At 51.2% G+C, this 16,508-nt stretch carries 13 protein-coding genes; 8 read left to right on the forward strand and 5 right to left on the reverse strand.

What is annotated here, in order from left to right:
- Positions 1 to 8: 8 nt before the first annotated feature.
- The 4 genes from tsaD to ACNAU7_RS03360 form a co-directional block, all read right to left on the reverse strand.
- A complete protein-coding gene (gene tsaD, locus ACNAU7_RS03345; protein ID WP_416300678.1) occupies positions 9 to 1,073 on the reverse strand; it encodes a tRNA (adenosine(37)-N6)-threonylcarbamoyltransferase complex transferase subunit TsaD in 1,065 nt (354 codons plus the stop codon).
- An 89-nt stretch (positions 1,074 to 1,162) separates the two neighbouring features.
- Complete coding sequence (ccsB, locus tag ACNAU7_RS03350) at positions 1,163 to 2,350, reverse strand: c-type cytochrome biogenesis protein CcsB (protein ID WP_416300680.1); 1,188 nt, start codon at positions 2,348 to 2,350, stop codon at positions 1,163 to 1,165.
- On the reverse strand, positions 2,343 to 4,295 hold the full coding sequence (locus tag ACNAU7_RS03355; protein ID WP_416300808.1) for a cytochrome c biogenesis protein ResB: 1,953 nt from the start codon (positions 4,293 to 4,295) through the stop codon (positions 2,343 to 2,345). The genes ccsB and ACNAU7_RS03355 overlap by 8 nt, the downstream gene beginning before the upstream one ends.
- 276 nt (positions 4,296 to 4,571) lie before the next feature.
- Positions 4,572 to 5,195 carry a c-type cytochrome gene (locus ACNAU7_RS03360; protein WP_003750259.1) on the reverse strand — a complete coding sequence of 208 codons (624 nt, stop codon included), beginning with the start codon at positions 5,193 to 5,195 and terminating at the stop codon, positions 4,572 to 4,574.
- Between the two features lie 206 nt (positions 5,196 to 5,401).
- Here ACNAU7_RS03360 and yihA point away from each other — a divergent pair, with 206 nt between their 5' ends.
- Positions 5,402 to 6,028, forward strand: coding sequence for a ribosome biogenesis GTP-binding protein YihA/YsxC (gene yihA, locus ACNAU7_RS03365; RefSeq protein WP_416300683.1), 627 nt, complete (start codon positions 5,402 to 5,404; stop codon positions 6,026 to 6,028).
- A gap of 121 nt (positions 6,029 to 6,149) precedes the next feature.
- Here the strand turns inward: yihA and ACNAU7_RS03370 are convergent, their stop codons facing one another.
- Positions 6,150 to 8,546 (reverse strand): penicillin-binding protein 1A, encoded by a 2,397-nt coding sequence (locus tag ACNAU7_RS03370; protein WP_416300685.1) that lies wholly within the window; start codon positions 8,544 to 8,546, stop codon positions 6,150 to 6,152.
- 152 nt (positions 8,547 to 8,698) lie between these two features.
- Here ACNAU7_RS03370 and pilM point away from each other — a divergent pair, with 152 nt between their 5' ends.
- The 7 genes from pilM to aroB all read left to right on the forward strand — a co-directional run bounded on the left by pilM (position 8,699) and on the right by aroB (position 16,281).
- On the forward strand, positions 8,699 to 9,814 hold the full coding sequence (gene pilM, locus ACNAU7_RS03375) for a type IV pilus biogenesis protein PilM (protein WP_411723004.1): 1,116 nt from the start codon (positions 8,699 to 8,701) through the stop codon (positions 9,812 to 9,814).
- 2 nt (positions 9,815 to 9,816) lie between these two features.
- On the forward strand, positions 9,817 to 10,416 hold the full coding sequence (locus ACNAU7_RS03380; RefSeq protein ID WP_416300687.1) for a PilN domain-containing protein: 600 nt from the start codon (positions 9,817 to 9,819) through the stop codon (positions 10,414 to 10,416).
- The gene (locus ACNAU7_RS03385; protein WP_003710238.1) at positions 10,417 to 11,079 is read left to right on the forward strand and encodes a type 4a pilus biogenesis protein PilO; all 663 of its coding nucleotides are present in this window, start codon (positions 10,417 to 10,419) and stop codon (positions 11,077 to 11,079) included.
- 17 nt (positions 11,080 to 11,096) lie between these two features.
- Positions 11,097 to 11,642, forward strand: a complete 546-nt coding sequence (locus tag ACNAU7_RS03390) for a pilus assembly protein PilP (protein WP_003710240.1) — start codon at positions 11,097 to 11,099, stop codon at positions 11,640 to 11,642.
- Between the two features lie 17 nt (positions 11,643 to 11,659).
- Positions 11,660 to 13,771 carry a type IV pilus secretin PilQ gene (gene pilQ / locus ACNAU7_RS03395; RefSeq protein WP_416300690.1) on the forward strand — a complete coding sequence of 704 codons (2,112 nt, stop codon included), beginning with the start codon at positions 11,660 to 11,662 and terminating at the stop codon, positions 13,769 to 13,771.
- 907 nt (positions 13,772 to 14,678) lie between these two features.
- Positions 14,679 to 15,191 carry a shikimate kinase gene (locus ACNAU7_RS03400; RefSeq protein WP_416300692.1) on the forward strand — a complete coding sequence of 171 codons (513 nt, stop codon included), beginning with the start codon at positions 14,679 to 14,681 and terminating at the stop codon, positions 15,189 to 15,191.
- Positions 15,192 to 15,201: 10 nt separating this feature from the next.
- Positions 15,202 to 16,281: a 3-dehydroquinate synthase gene (gene aroB, locus ACNAU7_RS03405; RefSeq protein ID WP_416300694.1), complete on the forward strand. Its 1,080-nt coding sequence runs from the start codon at positions 15,202 to 15,204 to the stop codon at positions 16,279 to 16,281.
- Positions 16,282 to 16,508: the final 227 nt, after the last annotated feature.

The raw sequence follows: 16,508 nt of genomic DNA on the forward strand, positions 1-16,508 counted from the left end.
GCATTTTGTCATTTGACGATTTCGGACAACGACCAACGCGGGCGTACATTGAATGCGCCGGCCTCCCTGCCCGTTTTCAAATGCATCGCACCGGCAAAGGCAATCATGGCACCGTTGTCCGTGCAGTATGCCATCGGCGGGAAAAACACGCTGACTTTTTCGGACGGATGTTTCGGCTTGCCTTTGGGGGTCGGGATTTGCACCATCATGTTGCCGAAAGTTTCGCGGAGTTTGCGGTTTGCACCGACCCCGCCGGCGACCACTACTGTTCTGAACCCTGTCTGCAACAGGGCTTTTTTCACTTTTGCCACCAACACATCTACCACCGCATCTTGAAACGCACGGCAGATGTCGTTGCGTGTCTGCTCAGGAATGTCATCCGCCCCGTTTTCCGCGCGCACTTTCTCGACGGCGGTCAATACGGCGGTTTTCAAACCTGAAAAACTCATCTGCAAATCGTCGGAATGAATCATCGGGCGCGGAAAAACAAACGCCTCGGGCCTGCCCGATTCCGCAAGTTCCGACAGTTTCGCACCGCCCGGATACGGCAAGCCCAGCAGTTTCGCCGTTTTGTCGAATGCCTCGCCCGCCGCATCATCGACGCTCTCGCCCAAAAGCTCGTAGTCGCCTATGCCCCTGACCGCCATAATCTGCGTATGCCCGCCCGAAACCAACAGCGCGACAAAAGGAAAGTCGGGTTGTTCATCCGCCAACAGCGGCGAAAGCAAATGCCCTTCCAAATGATGGACGGGAATAACAGGCTTGTCCAACGCCAAAGCCAATGCGTTGGCGTAGCCCGAACCCGCCAGCAGCGCACCGCCCAAACCGGGGCCCTGCGTAAAGGCAACCGCGTCAATGTCGCCATACGATGCGCCCGCCTGCGCCAAACAGCGTTCAGTCAACGGAACAAGGCGGCGGATATGGTCGCGGCTCGCCAATTCCGGCACGACCCCGCCGTATTCGGCGTGCATTGCCATTTGAGTGTGCAGGCAGTGCGCCCGCAATCCGCGTTCCGTATCGTAAAGCGCGACGCCGGTTTCGTCGCAAGAAGATTCGATTCCTAATACCAACATAATCCGATACCGTCCGAAAATTGAAAAACCAGCGCGCCCAAAGCGGGAAATGCCGTCTGAAGCCCTTCAGACGGCATCGCCGCACCGTATCAAAGCGTTCCGTAAGAATGCAAGCCGCTCAAGAACATATTGACCCCGATAAAGGCAAAGGCGGTTACGAACAAACCGATAATCGCCCACCACGCCAGCACTTTGCCGCGCCAACCGGCAACCAGCCGCAAGTGCAGCCAAATAGCGTAATTGAGCCAAACGATGAACGCCCACGTCTCTTTCGGGTCCCAACTCCAATAGCGTCCCCACGCGTCCGCCGCCCACAACGCGCCTAAAATGGTGGCAATGGTAAAGAACAAAAAGCCGACGGCAATCGCCTTATACATCACCTCGTCAATCAATACCGACGGCGGCAGCCACGATTTCCCGCCCTTCTCTTCCGCACGCAGGGAAACCAGTTCGGCAATACCGAGCATCGCGGAAATGCAGAACGCGCCGTAACCGATAAAGTTTGCCGGAACGTGTATCTTCATCCACCAAGATTGCAATGCCGGAATCAGCGGCTGGATGGTATGCGCCTCGCGTGAAACGCTGTACCACAACACAAAGCCGACAACGACCGCCATAAAACTGAATACGAAACCGCCCAATTTTTGCACGGCAAATTTACCCTCGTAATACAGATACATCAGCGCAGTAATCACCAGAAACAGGATGAAGACTTCATACAGGTTGGAAACCGGAATATGCCCCGCATCCGGACGGAGCAGATAGCTTTCGTGCCAGCGCACCAGCAGACCGGTAAAGCCTGCTACGGCAGACACCCATGCAAACACGGTTCCCATACCCAAAAGCGTATTGCCCGGCACATTTTTCACGCTTGCCAAAACCGCGCCGGCAATATAGGCAAACAGGGCGAAGAAGACGAATGCACACTGCCACATAATCGCCGACTGGCTGCTGAGGAAATACCGCAGCAAAAAGCCTTCTGCCGATTTGATGTTGCCCCCGTACAGACCGACGGCAGCATAAGCAAGCAATATGCACAGCGGCACAAACCAGCGTACAGGTTTGAAAAACCAGCCCAAAAACACGGCAATACCGGCACTTGCCCATAAGATAACCGTTTCATACATATCCATACGGACACCGGATAAGGTCTGTACGAAAACCGCAGCCGCAAAAACCAGCACGGCAAACACCCAATCCCAAAGATTCAGATTGCGGATCAAAGATTTCTGAATCAGCAGCTCGTGTTCCGGAAGGGTTTTATAGTGTTCAGTCATGATTCAAGTCCTTGCCGAGCCGTTGCAGACTCTCGACATGTTTTGGAAATTCCTTCTGCAAATCCCGTTCGCTGCGGGCCGAAGACATGGCAAAACGGATTTTTCCGTCTGAAAACAGCAGCCACGCCCGCTTTTCGCGTATATAAAACATAAATACCGTACCCAAAACCAACAGCACCGAGCCGAGATAGACCAAAAGTGCGCCCGGCGAGCGGGTCATCTGCAAACCGGAAGAACGCACCTCGGAAAACCCGTCCAGTTGGAGCAGCATCGGGGCGGGATATTCGGTCAAGCCCGTATAGGCATCCATACTGTGCAGCAGGAAGCGGTTTCGCGCCTCATCCTGCCGCCATTCGGGCAATCCGTACCGGCGGATGGTTTCATCCAAAGCGGCGTTCATCACGCCGTAAAGCATTTCGTAGAAATAGCCCTGCATTTTCTCCTGCTGCTCTTTCGGAATATTGGTTGTAATAAACTCATCCAATCCCAAATAGCCTTTTTGTGCAAAGATATTCAGCGTGTTTTCCGCCGCCAGCATAAACTGTTCCCGGATTTCGGCAGGCGCATCTTTAGTGGCATCGGCTATCAGGCGTTTGCGCCCTTCCCCATCTTTCAAAAACTCGCGCAATGCCATGAAAGTGTCCGCTTTCCCTTGTTTGTCCAAAGGAATACGCAGCCAACGGTATTGCTGTTGCAAACCGCTGCGCGTGCCGGTAATCCAAAAATAATCCTGTTCCTGCAAAACCGGCAGCATATAGTTTTTATATTCGACCGCCTGCCCTGCCGCATCACGAATGCGGTAAACAATGGAAGGACCGATATTGGTGTATTTTTTACCTTCCTGAGAGACGGCACGGACATCGTTCAGCGTGGATTTCAGGCTTTTTTCCTGTTCCGCACTCTCGCTCATATCCTCCACGTTCATAGAGGTAAACTGATCGAACTCAAGACGATATTTGTGTTTGCCGATTTCTAATGGAAACTGGCGCATGGAGGTTGCCTTCAACACGGCAGGTTCGCGCGAAGCATCACCCAAATTCCACGCCTTGAATGTCAAATCCGAACCGCCGTCGGCAAAACTCGCCTGATAAATCGTGATACCGTGCAAGGTCAAAGGATGGTTCACGCGGATGGTGCGCTCGAGTTTCTCACCGGTTGCCTTGTCCGTTACTTCAATATCACTGGCAAAATCGCGCGGCATACCCGTATTGTAAAAATCGATATGGAATTTTTTCAGTTTGACTTCAAAAGGCAAGTCCTGAACCAACATCCCGTTGTCGGCATTAAGGAAAACCACATCCGCACTTTGCCCCTCGGAAATATTGACGTTGCCCCTAAATGAGAGATTGGACGCACCCAAAATACTTTCGGGCTTGAAATCCTTGGCATAAACCGCCTGATTGTCTGGAACAATCCGACCGGTCAGCATACCCAGTTTCAACAGCAGGTTACTGTCTATCAGCCCGCCCAGGCAAATGACAATCAAAGCAACATGGGCAAAGATATAGCCCCATTTGTTCATCGTGCCTTTTTTGGCGGCAATCAAAACCGAACCGTCTTCACGGTTAATGGTTTTTCCCTGAAAACCCTGCACCTCCAAATAACGTTTGGCAACTTCGGAGGTAATTTTTACATCCAACAGCGAAGAGTGGCGCATTGCCGCCAGAGATTTTTCTTTAACCTTTTCCCGAAAAGACTTCATTTCGCGCCAGAACGGCGGCACATTGCGAATCAGGCACAAACTGGTCGAGATGACCAAAAAGAGCATAATGACAACGAACCATGCCGAAGCATAGACATCATACAGTCCCAGAAAACCAAAAATCTGCGCCCAAAACGATCCGAATTTGACCAGATAATCCGTCTGCGGCTGGTTTTGCTGCAACACCGTGCCGATAACCGATGCAATACCCAGCAGACTGAGCAAGGCGACCGCAAAGCGCATGGAGCTGAAAAAAGCGAACCACGGACGGGAAAGAAGTGGGGAAGATATACGGGATTTACTCATTGTGTGTTTATTCCGCCATCAGGAATATGGGAAAGCAGAATTGGGCAAACAGAAAACAACGCCCCGATTCTACTGTCTTGATGCTTTTTATTTCAAGACAATGAAGACAGCCTGCATCGATTCCAACGGTTGCGATTGAAAAAACTTATCGCAAAATTGTCTGAAGCCGTCTGAAAACTTTTCAGACGGCCTCTAAAACAGACTATTGCGGAATTAACGCAAACCTTGAATAAAGTTGGCAACCGCTTTCAAATCTTCTTCAGACATACGGTTTGCAATATCCTCCATAATGGTATTTTTGCGCTGACCGGACTTGTAGGCATTCATCTGTTCAACAATATATGCCTGATGCTGACCGCCCAAACGCGGATAAGCCTGAATTTCGCTTCCGCCTCCCGGCATACCCGCACCGCTCGGACCGTGGCAGGACATACACGCCGGTAATTTTTTATCGCTCAAACCGCCGCGATAGATTTTCGCGCCCAATTCGGGATTTTCCTTAGGATTGGCTTCGCCGGACTTGGGCTGCTGTTTGGCATAGAATGCGGATACATTCAAAATATCCTGATCGCTCAAATTCATTACCATCGGCTTCATCACAGCTGCCGAACCGTGGGTGCGTTTGCCGTCGCGGATACCGATAGTTTGATGATAGATGTAAGCAGTATGCTGTGCCGCCAAACGCGGATACATCGCAATGCCGCTGTTACCGTCTGCTGCATGGCAAGCCGCACAAACCGTTGCGGCAACCTGTTTGCCTTTTTCCACGTCTGCTTTGGGAGATGCGGAAACCGCACCGGCAGCCAAAACAAAGGCCAATAAAGTCAATCGTTTCATGGAGTGCTCCTGATTACAGCATTGGATAACGCAACAATGCTCTTTTTATATTCAAATACGGGATTTTTGACCCGATTAAAACCGATGATTCTGTAAACGTGATATTCTATACTAAATTTACATTAAATTACTACTGTGTTTCACATAAAACCAACCGCATATTTTTGCTGTCGGACAAACGGCGGCGGAAAAACAAGGATATGCCCATGAACATTTTTCAAAACGCCAAATTCTTCACGACGGTAAACCATCTCAAAGACCTGCCGGACACACCGCTCGAAATTGCCTTTGTCGGCAGGAGCAATGCCGGAAAATCCAGCGCCATCAATACCCTGACCAACCATGTCCGTCTTGCCTACGTTTCAAAAACACCGGGACGGACGCAGCATATCAACTTTTTTGAGCTGCAGAACGGCAATTTTATGGTCGATTTGCCCGGCTACGGTTATGCCCAAGTCCCCGAAGCAGTACGCGCACATTGGGTCAAGCTGCTCGGCGACTATCTGCAACAGCGCAAACAGCTTATCGGTCTGATTCTGATTATGGATGCCCGCCATCCTCTAAAAGAACTCGACATTCGTATGCTGGACTTTTTCCACACGACCGGCAGACCGGTTCACATCCTTCTGTCAAAAGCCGACAAATTATCCAAAAACGAACAGATAAAAACCCTGTCCCAAGTCAAAAAACTGCTCAAACCTTATTCCGACAGGCAAAACATCAGCGTACAGCTGTTTTCCAGCCTGAAAAAACAAGGTATTGACGAGACCAACCGAACTGTCGGAAGCTGGTTTGACACAGCAGATGCCGCCGCCTCTCTAGAGGAAAACTGACCCCAATTATACGGAAACCGTATTCCCCCCCACTTGACCGACCGCAAACATTTAAAAAATTGCCACTGCCAAATCTAAAATGCCGTCTGAAAGACTTTTCAGACGGCATTTTGCGGAGTCTTTAAAACAGGGAATCCAACTGCTGCTGTTTGGAATCCGTATTGCTCGGAAGTGCCGGCGTTTCCTGTACGTCCTGACGCGTTTCGTCAGACCTTCCCTGCTGTTCGTTTTCTACTGCCGCTTCATCATCTTCTTTTGCCCGTCGGGAAGGTTGCGGCGCAATACCGCTGTTGTCCAGCATCAAGCCCGGATCGGTTACCATACGTTCCTTCATATAGTATTCGCCATTGCTGCTGACCACACCTTCAGGCATTTTCATCCCCTTGCCCTGCTTTCCTTTCAACGCAAAACGCATGTAGTCCACCCAAACCGGCACCGCAATCGTACCGCCGTAGCCGGCACGCCCCATACTCTTAGGTTTGTCGAAGCCGATATATACGGCAGTAACCACATCAGGGTTAAAACCGACAAACCACGCATCCTTATTATCATTGGTCGTACCCGTTTTACCGGCAATATCTGTTCTTCCCAACGCAGCTGCCCCCCTTGCCGTACCGACACGGACCACATCCTGCATAATCTTATACATAATATAGGCATTGCGCGGATCGATTGCCTGAGGCGCATTTTGCCCCGCCACCAAAGGCTGCATTTGGGCGCGCAACCTGCCGTCTCTGTCATAAATCTTATCGATCACGTGCGAAGAAACCCTATAACCCCCGTTTGCGAATACGCTATATGCCTCCGCTATCCTCAACGGCGTCGTCTCGCCCGTACCTAAAGCCATAGACAGGCTGACAGGCAGCTCGGACGGTCTGAATCCGAAACGCCGGATATACTGTTGCGCGTAACCGACACCGATAGACATCAAAATACGGATGGAAACCATATTCTTGGAAGCTGTCAGAGCCTGCCTTAAAGTGATATATCCCGAATATCTGCCGTCTGAATTTTTAGGTGTCCACACCGAACCGTTCGGCCCTTTCCCCGGCAGGGAAATCGGCGCATCGTTAACCATTGTGGACGCGGTCATCCCCTTAGATAATGCCGCCGAATAGACAAACGGTTTAAAGGTCGAACCCGGCTGCCGCATTGCCTGAACGGCACGATTGAATGTTTTGCTGTGAAAATCATAACCGCCGACCAGCGCGCGCACAGCCCCAGTTTTTGCATCCAGCGAAACCAAAGCCCCCTGCAGCAACGGCTCTTGAACCACCGCCCAACGCCCGCCGTTGTTTTTGACACGGATGACCGCGCCCCTGCGGATACGGTCCTCCCCCATTTTCTCATTATCGACCGCGCGGGCCGCAAAACCCAAGGCGCGCCTGTCAAGCGTAACCCGCCTGCCGCCGGGCAGCTGTATGACGACATTTTTCTTTTTGGTAACATCCAACACAACGGCGGGAACCATTTTATCGACGGTATAGAGTCCCGACAGATACTGGCTGACAGTCTCCTCGACATCTTCACTCTTACTCAAATCGATATAGTTTTCCGCACCGCGGTAGCTGCTGCCGCGATCGAAATTCCGTAGAGCCTTGCGCAATGCCTCGGTTGCCACCTTCTGATGATCGGTGCGGACCGTGGTATAAACCTTAAAACCCTGCGTATAGGCATCTTCACCATATTTCTCATACAGTTCCTGACGCACCATTTCCGCCACATATAAAGCACTCTGATCGATTTTCTGAACAAACCGCTCGTAATGCAGCTCCTCATTCAACGCCTGATCGCGCTGTCGCACGGTAATCATCTTCTCCTCGAGCATATTGTTCAAAATATACTTCTGGCGCAACTTGGCACGTTCCGGATTAACAATCGGATTATAGGCAGACGGGGCCTTGGGCAGTCCCGCAAGCATGGCGGCTTCCGCCAAAGTCAAATCTTGGACATTCTTATTGAAATAGATTTGCGCGGCAGATGCAAAACCATAGGCGCGCTGACCGAGGTAAATCTGATTGAAATACAACTCGAGGATTTTATCTTTGCTTAAAGACTGCTCGATTTTATAGGCAAGCAACGCCTCATTGAATTTGCGTGTGAACGTTTTTTCACTGCTCAAATAAAAATTTTTCGCCACCTGCTGTGTAATCGTACTCGCACCCGACTGCATGCTGCCGGACACGACATTGCCGACGGCAGCGCGGGCAACGCCCCAAACATCTACCCCCCAATGCCGGTAAAAGCGTTTATCCTCGGCGGCGATAACCGCATTCCGCAACACCTCGGGGAAATCGCCGATTTTTGTAAATTCGCGCCGCTGCTCCCCATACATACCGATGACTTCTCCATCCGCCGAATAAATAGTCAACGGCATTTTAGGCTGGTAATGCTGCAAAGAATCCAAAGACGGCAGTTTCGGATACGTTACCAAAATAGCAATGGCAACCAGACCCACTCCAAATACACAAAACCCAAAAACCAAACCAAAACAAGTCGTTATAATCTTTTTAATCATAGCTGAAATGATAATTTACCATTATTGGTATTAAATAAAGTAAAATAGCAGCCGATTTCTACAAAGCACGGTTTCAATGTGCAAAGAACAAGAAATCCATTACGGATACCGAAACGGTTACTCACTGTACAAATAAAGCAGGAACTTTCATCATGCGCTTGTTTAAAAGCTTGAAAAACCCTAAAAAAACAGATGCCAAGCTCCCTAAAAAATCTTCGGGACTCAATAACCGCGCGGCAATCGGCATCGATATCGACCAGCATTCCATTAAAATGGTCCAATTGTCAGGACGTAGTTTAAACCAAATTCAATTGGAAAAATACGTCATTGCCAAATTACCAAAGAATATCGTTCAAGGCAATAAAGTCCAAAATTACGATCAACTTGTTACATATTTACAACAAGCCTATGCCGAACTGGGTACCTCGTGCAAAAACATCATCGCGTCCGTCCCGCAAAATCTGGCAACCATCGAACAATTGACCTACACGGCCAAAGATGCAGAATTGGACCTGCAGGGGTTCGTGGAGTCCTCCATCTCCGAAGTCAGCTCGATATCGCTCGAAGAAGCCAATTACGACTATCAGGTCTTGTCCCAATCGGCCGCCGGAGAAGCTATTTTGGCCGTCGCATCGAGAAAGGATGAAATCGAACCCCTGATTGACGCATTCAACGCCGCCGGTATGAAATTATCCGCGCTTGATGTGGACATTTTCGGACAATACAACGCCTACGCGCTGTGGATAAACCATTTCGCCCCCGAGCTTGCGGCTGAAAAAGTCGCCATTTTCGGCGTATATGCCGCACAGACCTACGCCTTGGTCATCCAAGACGGAAAAATCCTATACAAACAGGAAACCTCCGTCAGCGAAGAACAGCTCAACCAACTCATCCAGCGCACCTATCAGGTAACAGAAGAAAAAGCGGAAGAAATCATCAACTCACCGCAAAAACCTTCCGATTACCAAGAAAGTGTGGCAAACCATTTCAACCAGCAGATTACCCAAGAAATACAAAGGGTCTTGCAGTTTTATTACACCACGCAGACCGCAGACGATATGACCGACATCAAGCATATCCTGCTGACCGGGGAAGCGGTGCGCCAGGAAGGCATCGCCCAAACCGTCGCCTCGCAAACCAATGCGGATGTACAATGCGTCCATCCCGCACGTTATTTTGCGGACAACCTCAAAACAGACGAACAACAATTCGAACTTGATGCGCCGACACTGACCAGGGCGTTCGGTTTGGCGGTACGGGGATTATAATTATGAACAATTTAATCAAAATCAACCTCCTCCCCTACAGGGAAGAGATGAACAAGCGCAAACAGCAGCAGTTTAAAATGCTGATGTACGGTGCTGTGCTGACGGGCGTTGCCGCCGTTGCGGCAACCTACCTGTTTATCGACAATATGATCAATAACCAGTCGGAAAGAAACACGCTGCTGGAAACCTCCATCGCACACTTGGATACCGAGCTGTCGGAAATACAAAAGCTCAAACAGGAAAAAGATGCCTTCCTGATTAAGAAAAACAAAATCGAGGAGCTCCAGCTCAAACGCCTCCAAGCCGCAAAAATTCTCGACAGCCTGAATGAGGCCGTCCCCGAAAGCACCTACCTGACCTCGCTGGATGCCGTTACCGCCGACTCTTACCGGTTAAACGGCAGGACATCCAGCGACAACCGCGTTGCCGCCATGATGAGGGCGATGCCCAATACCGGCATATTCAAGCAACCCGAATTGTTAAGCATTAAGAAAAACAATTCGTATCAAGAATTTACCCTTCAGGCAACATTACAACCCATCGTAAAGGCGGTCGAATCCAAAGAGAATCCGGCTTCGGGAAACGCACAGGAGGCAAACTGAATGGCTTCTAAATCATCTAAAAACAACTTGGATTTCAACAACCTTCACCTGCTCAACCTTCCTGCTAGGCTTTTTATCGCCCTGCTGGCCGTTGCCGCCATACTGGGCGGCGGTTATGCCGGATTGTTCAAAAGCCAGCTGGAATCCCTTGAGGAATATGAAGCAAAAGAAACCGAACTGAAAAACACCTACAAACAGAAAAGTATCGACGCGGCCAGTTTGGACAATCTGAAAGAAGAGCTTGCCGCCATCCGATCCGCCTTCAACATTATGCTGAAACAGCTTCCGACCGATTCCGAAATTCCCAATTTGGTTCAAGAGCTTCATCAGGCAGGCTCAAGCAACGGCCTGCGCTTGGACAGCGTCATACCGCAGCCGCCCGTTGACGACGGCCCGATACAAAGGCTGCCCTATTCCATCTCCATTACCGGAAACTACAATCAAATCAGCCAGTTCACGCGCGATGTCGGCAGCCTTTCGCGGATTATTACCCTTGAATCGCTCAAAATCACCCAATCTGCCGAAAACGGAGGAGGGGCGGACGGCAAAAGCAGCATCCTGAACCTCAGCGCCATCGCCACCACCTATAAGGCAAAATCCATAGAAGAACTTGCCGCACAACAGCAGGCTGCAGAAGCGGCAGAAAATGCCGGACAAAAATAACTTATGTTAGGGAAACCATGAAATATTACGCCTTATTCATCAGTCTTGCCGCCCTATCCGCCTGTTCCCAAGATTCTGAAGACCTGAACGCGTGGATGGCTCAGACACAGCAAGAAGCCAAAGCAGGAATCATACCTTTCCAGGCTCCTACCCTGCCGGTCGCGCCGGTATACAGCCCCCCTCAGCCGACAGGGCCCAACGCTTTCGATTTCCACCGGATGGAAGCCGCCAAAAAAGGGGGTAACGCCCCCGATACCAAGCGTATTAAAGAAGCGCTGGAGAAATTCAGCCTGGAAAACATACGCTATGTCGGCATTGTGAAGTCCGGTCAGAAAGTATCCGGCTTCGTCGAAGCCGACGGCTATGTCTACACGGTCGGCATCGGCAACTATTTAGGGCAAAATTACGGTAAAATCCAAAGCATTACCGACGACAGCATCGTTTTGAACGAATTAATCGAAGACGGTACGGGCAACTGGGTTTCCCGCAGGGCGGAACTGCCTCTGAACGCTTCCGACAAAAACACCGAACAAGCGGCAGCACCCGCCGCAGAACAAAATTAAGAAGGGGATTAATCCATATGAATACCAAACTGACAAAAATCATTTCCGGCCTGTTTGTCGCAACCGCCGCCTTTCAGACGGCATCGGCGGGAAACATTACAGACATCAAAGTTTCCTCCCTGCCCAACAAGCAGAAAATCGTCAAAGTCAGCTTTGACAAAGAGGTTGTCAACCCGACCGGCTTCATCACTTCGTCGCCCGCGCGCATCGCCTTGGACTTTGAACAAACCGGCATTTCCATGAATCAACAGGTACTCGAGTATGCCGACCCTCTGTTGAGCAAAATCAGTGCCGCACAAAACAGCAGCCGTGCGCGTCTGGTTCTGAATCTGAACAAACCGGGTCAATACAATACCGAAGTACGCGGAAATGAAGTTTGGATTCTCATCAACGAATCGGACGATACCGTGTCCGCCCCCGCCCGCCCCGCCGTAAAAGCCGCGCCTGCCGCGTCGGCAAAACAACAGGCGGCGGCACCGGCAAAACAAACCAATATCGATTTCCGCAAAGACGGCAAAAATGCCGGCATTATCGAATTGGCGGCATTGGGCTTTGCCGGGCAGCCCGACATCAGCCAACAACGCGACCACATCATCGTTACGCTGAAAAACCATACCCTGCCGACCGCGCTCCAACGCAGTTTGGATGTGGCAGACTTCAAAACACCGGTTCAAAAGGTTACGCTGAAACGCCTCAATAACGACACCCAACTGATTATCACGACAACCGGCAACTGGGAACTCGTCAACAAATCCGCCGCGCCCGGATACTTTACCTTCCAAGTCCTGCCGAAAAAACAAAACCTCGAGTCAGGCGGCGTGAACAATGCGCCCAAAACCTTCAAAGGCCGGAAAATCTCCCTTGACTTCCAAGATGTCGAAGTCCGCACCATCCTGCAGATTTTGGCAAAAGAATCCGGGATGAACATTGTTGCCAGCGACTCCGTCAACGGCAAAATGACCCTCTCCCTCAAAGATGTGCCTTGGGATCAGGCTTTGGATTTGGTTATGCAGGCGCGCAACCTCGATATGCGCCAGCAAGGGAACATCGTCAACATCGCACCCCGCGACGAGCTGCTTGCCAAAGACAAAGCCTTCTTACAGGCAGAAAAAGACATTGCCGATCTGGGCGCGCTGTATTCCCAAAACTTCCAGTTGAAATACAAAAATGTGGAAGAATTCCGCAGCATCCTGCGTTTGGACAATGCCGACACGACCGGAAACCGCAACACGCTTATCAGCGGCAGGGGCAGCGTGCTGATCGATCCCGCCACCAACACCCTGATTGTTACCGACACCCGCAGCGTCATCGAAAAATTCCGCAAACTGATCGACGAATTGGACGTACCCGCGCAACAAGTGATGATTGAGGCACGCATCGTCGAAGCGGCAGACGGCTTCTCGCGCGATTTGGGCGTTAAGTTCGGCGCGACAGGCAAGAAAAAGCTGAAAGATGCTGACCGCGCATTCGGCTGGGGCGTGAACTCGGGTTTTGAAGGCGGCGACAACGGCAAATGGTCTGCCCAAACCAGCATCAACCTGCCGGTTGCCGCTGCAGCAAACAGCATTTCGCTGGTGCGCGCGATTTCCTCCGGCGCGTTGAATTTGGAATTGTCCGCATCCGAGTCGCTTTCAAAAACCAAAACGCTTGCCAATCCGCGCGTGCTGACCCAAAACCGCAAAGAGGCCAAAATCGAATCCGGTACAGAAATCCCCTACCAAGACACTTCAAGTTCGGGCAGCAGCAGCAGCACAACCACAACCTTCAAAAAAGCCGTCTTGGGGCTGACCGTTACGCCGAACATCACGCCCGACGGGCAAATCATTATGACCGTCAAAATCAATAAAGACACGCCTGTCGACTGTACCGTAAAAGATGAGACGACCAAGTGTATCCAAACCAAAAACCTGAATACTCAGGCTATGGTTGAAAACGGCGGTACTTTGATTGTAGGCGGCATTTATGAAGAAGAGAACGGCAATACGCTGACCAAAGTCCCCCTGTTGGGCGACATCCCCGTTATCGGCAACCTCTTTAAAACACGCGGGAAAAGCACCAACCGCCGCGAACTGCTGATTTTCATTACCCCGAGGATTATGGATACGGCCGGCAACAGCCTGCGCTATTAATGCGGCCAGATAAAGGCATATGTTTTACGGCATATGCCCTTTCTTTATGCTTTTTGCCGCGACCGAAATGCCGTCATTCCCGCGCAGGCAGGAATCCAACTTGTCCGGTTTCGCTTGTTTTTCGTCTCGTAACTTTTGAGCCGTCATTCCCGCGAAAGCGGAAATCCAGTCCGTTCAGTTTCGGTCATTTCCGATAAATTCCTGTTGCTTTTCATTTCTAGATTCCCACTTTTGTGGAAATGACGGCGGAAGGGATAAATCCTCGCCATCCAAAGCCTCGTCATTTCCACAAAAAACAGCAACCCGAAACGGCAACTTAAAATCCCGTCATTCCCGCGCAGGCGGGAATCTAGAACCGCAACGCGGCAAGAATCTGTCGGATACGGCTGAAACCGAACGGACTGGATTCCCGCCTGCGCGGGAATGACGGCTGCAGATGCCCAACGGTCTTTATAGTGGATTAACAAAAATCAGGACAAGGCGACGAAGCCGCAGACAGTACAAATAGTACGGAACCGATTCACTTGGTGCTTCAGCACCTTAGAGAATCGTTCTCTTTGAGCTAAGGCGAGCCAACGCCGTACTGGTTTTTGTTAATCCACTATAATATTGATAAACATATTATCTTCAATATATTCAATTGGATAATTGTTTACCTAAGCAAAGATAATTGCCTTTTCCTGACAAATAAGTAAGTGAAATCAACGGATTGTCAAAACACAGCCTGAAATAAAAAACCTCCCTGATTTCTTTTATTTTTCCTTAAAATCAGAAAGGTTCGGGATGGTCGGGTTATTTTTCCAAACGTACCGCCGCCCTGCCGATTTCGTATAAAATCCCGCCGTAACCCGACAAGCCCGAACCCTGCCGCCTCGGAAGGCGGGGTGTCAAACATTAAGGAATCGTGATGAAAAACTTTAACGACAAACTCATCCTCATCGGACTGATGGGCGCGGGCAAAACCACGTTGGGCCGGCAAATGGCGCAGCGGCTGGATTACCGTTTTTACGACAGCGATCACGAAATCGCCGCAGCCGCCGGCGTTCCCATCCCCACCATATTTGAAATGGAAGGCGAACAGGGATTCCGTTCGCGCGAAACCGCCATACTCAAAAAACTAATTGTCCTGCCGCATATCGTCCTGTCCACCGGCGGCGGCGCGGTGTTAAAAGAAGAAAACCGCGCCCTTATCCGCAAAAGCGGCACGGTCGTCTATCTGCACGCCCCACCCGAAACCCTGCTCGAACGCACGCGCTGCGACAGTAGCCGCCCCCTTTTACAAGTTACCGATCCCTTGGGCAGATTGCGCGAACTCTACACCGCACGCGACCCGCTTTACAGGCAAACCGCCGACTTCACTATCGAATCGGGAAACTGCCGGCAAACCGTACAAATCCTACTCAACCTTTTATCCGAATAAAAACCGACGCATGAAAACACTGACCGTACACGCACCTTCGCACAGCTACCCCATCTTTATCGGCAACGGGCTACTGCCGCAGGCGGGAAGCCTGCTCAAACCGCATTTGGGAAAACGCGCCGCCATCATCACCAATAAAACCGTTGCCCCGCTTTATCTCCATACGCTTCAGACGGCATTAGACGAGGCAGGCATTCCCCATTTCAGCATTATCCTGCCCGACGGCGAGGCGCACAAAAACTGGCAGACGCTCAACCTCATCTTTGACGGGCTGATGCAAAACCACGCCGAACGCAAAACCACGCTCATCGCACTGGGCGGCGGCGTGATCGGCGATATGACGGGTTTTGCGGCGGCTACTTATCAACGCGGCGCGCCATTTGTTCAAATTCCCACTACTTTATTAAGTCAGGTCGATTCCTCCGTCGGCGGCAAAACCGCCATCAACCACCCGCTCGGCAAAAATATGATCGGCGCGTTCTACCAGCCGCAGGCGGTGCTTGCCGACTTGGACACGCTGCACACCCTGCCCGCACGCGAATTGTCCGCCGGTATGGCGGAAGTCATCAAATACGGCGCGCTCGGCGACATCGGTTTTTTTGAATGGCTGGAACAGCATATGCCCGAACTGATGGCACTCGAATGCGCGCCCCTCACCCAAGCCGTGTACCGCTGCTGTCAGATGAAGGCAGACATCGTCGCCCAAGACGAGACCGAACAGGGCATACGCGCATGGCTCAACCTCGGACACACCTTCGGACACGCCGTCGAAGCGGAAATGGGTTACGGCGTATGGCTGCACGGCGAGGCCGTCGCCGCCGGCTGCGTGTTGGCGGCGCGTTTGTCCGAACAACTGGGCAAAATCTCCGCCGCAGATACCGCACGGCTTGCCGCCCTGTTTGAAGCCGCCGGACTGCCGTCCGCGCCGCCCGTGTTTGCCTTTGAAAAATGGCTCGAACATATGAGCCACGATAAAAAAGTCAGCGGCGGCGTGATGCGCTTTATCGGGTTGAACCGTCTGGGCGAAGCCGTCATCACCGAAATTACTGACACGGACATCCTCCGCCGCACCCTGCAACCGTATCTCTGATCAGCCATACCGATGCCGTCTGAAGGGCGTTCAGACGGCATCGGCTTTACCGGTGTGCTGCCGCGCGGGTTTGACGCACGATGATGACTTTCCATCATCATTCTCCGTAAAAGCGGGCATCCGGTTATTCCATATCGCAGGGGTTTATTGGAATAACGACAACCTGTCCGCCGTCATTTCCGCGCAGATGGAAATCCAGAAATTCAAAATCACAGGAATTTATCCGG

This window comes from Neisseria sp. LACPHL-SPEC-2024-00856, assembly GCF_047915665.1.
Lineage (GTDB): Bacteria > Pseudomonadota > Gammaproteobacteria > Burkholderiales > Neisseriaceae > Neisseria > Neisseria polysaccharea.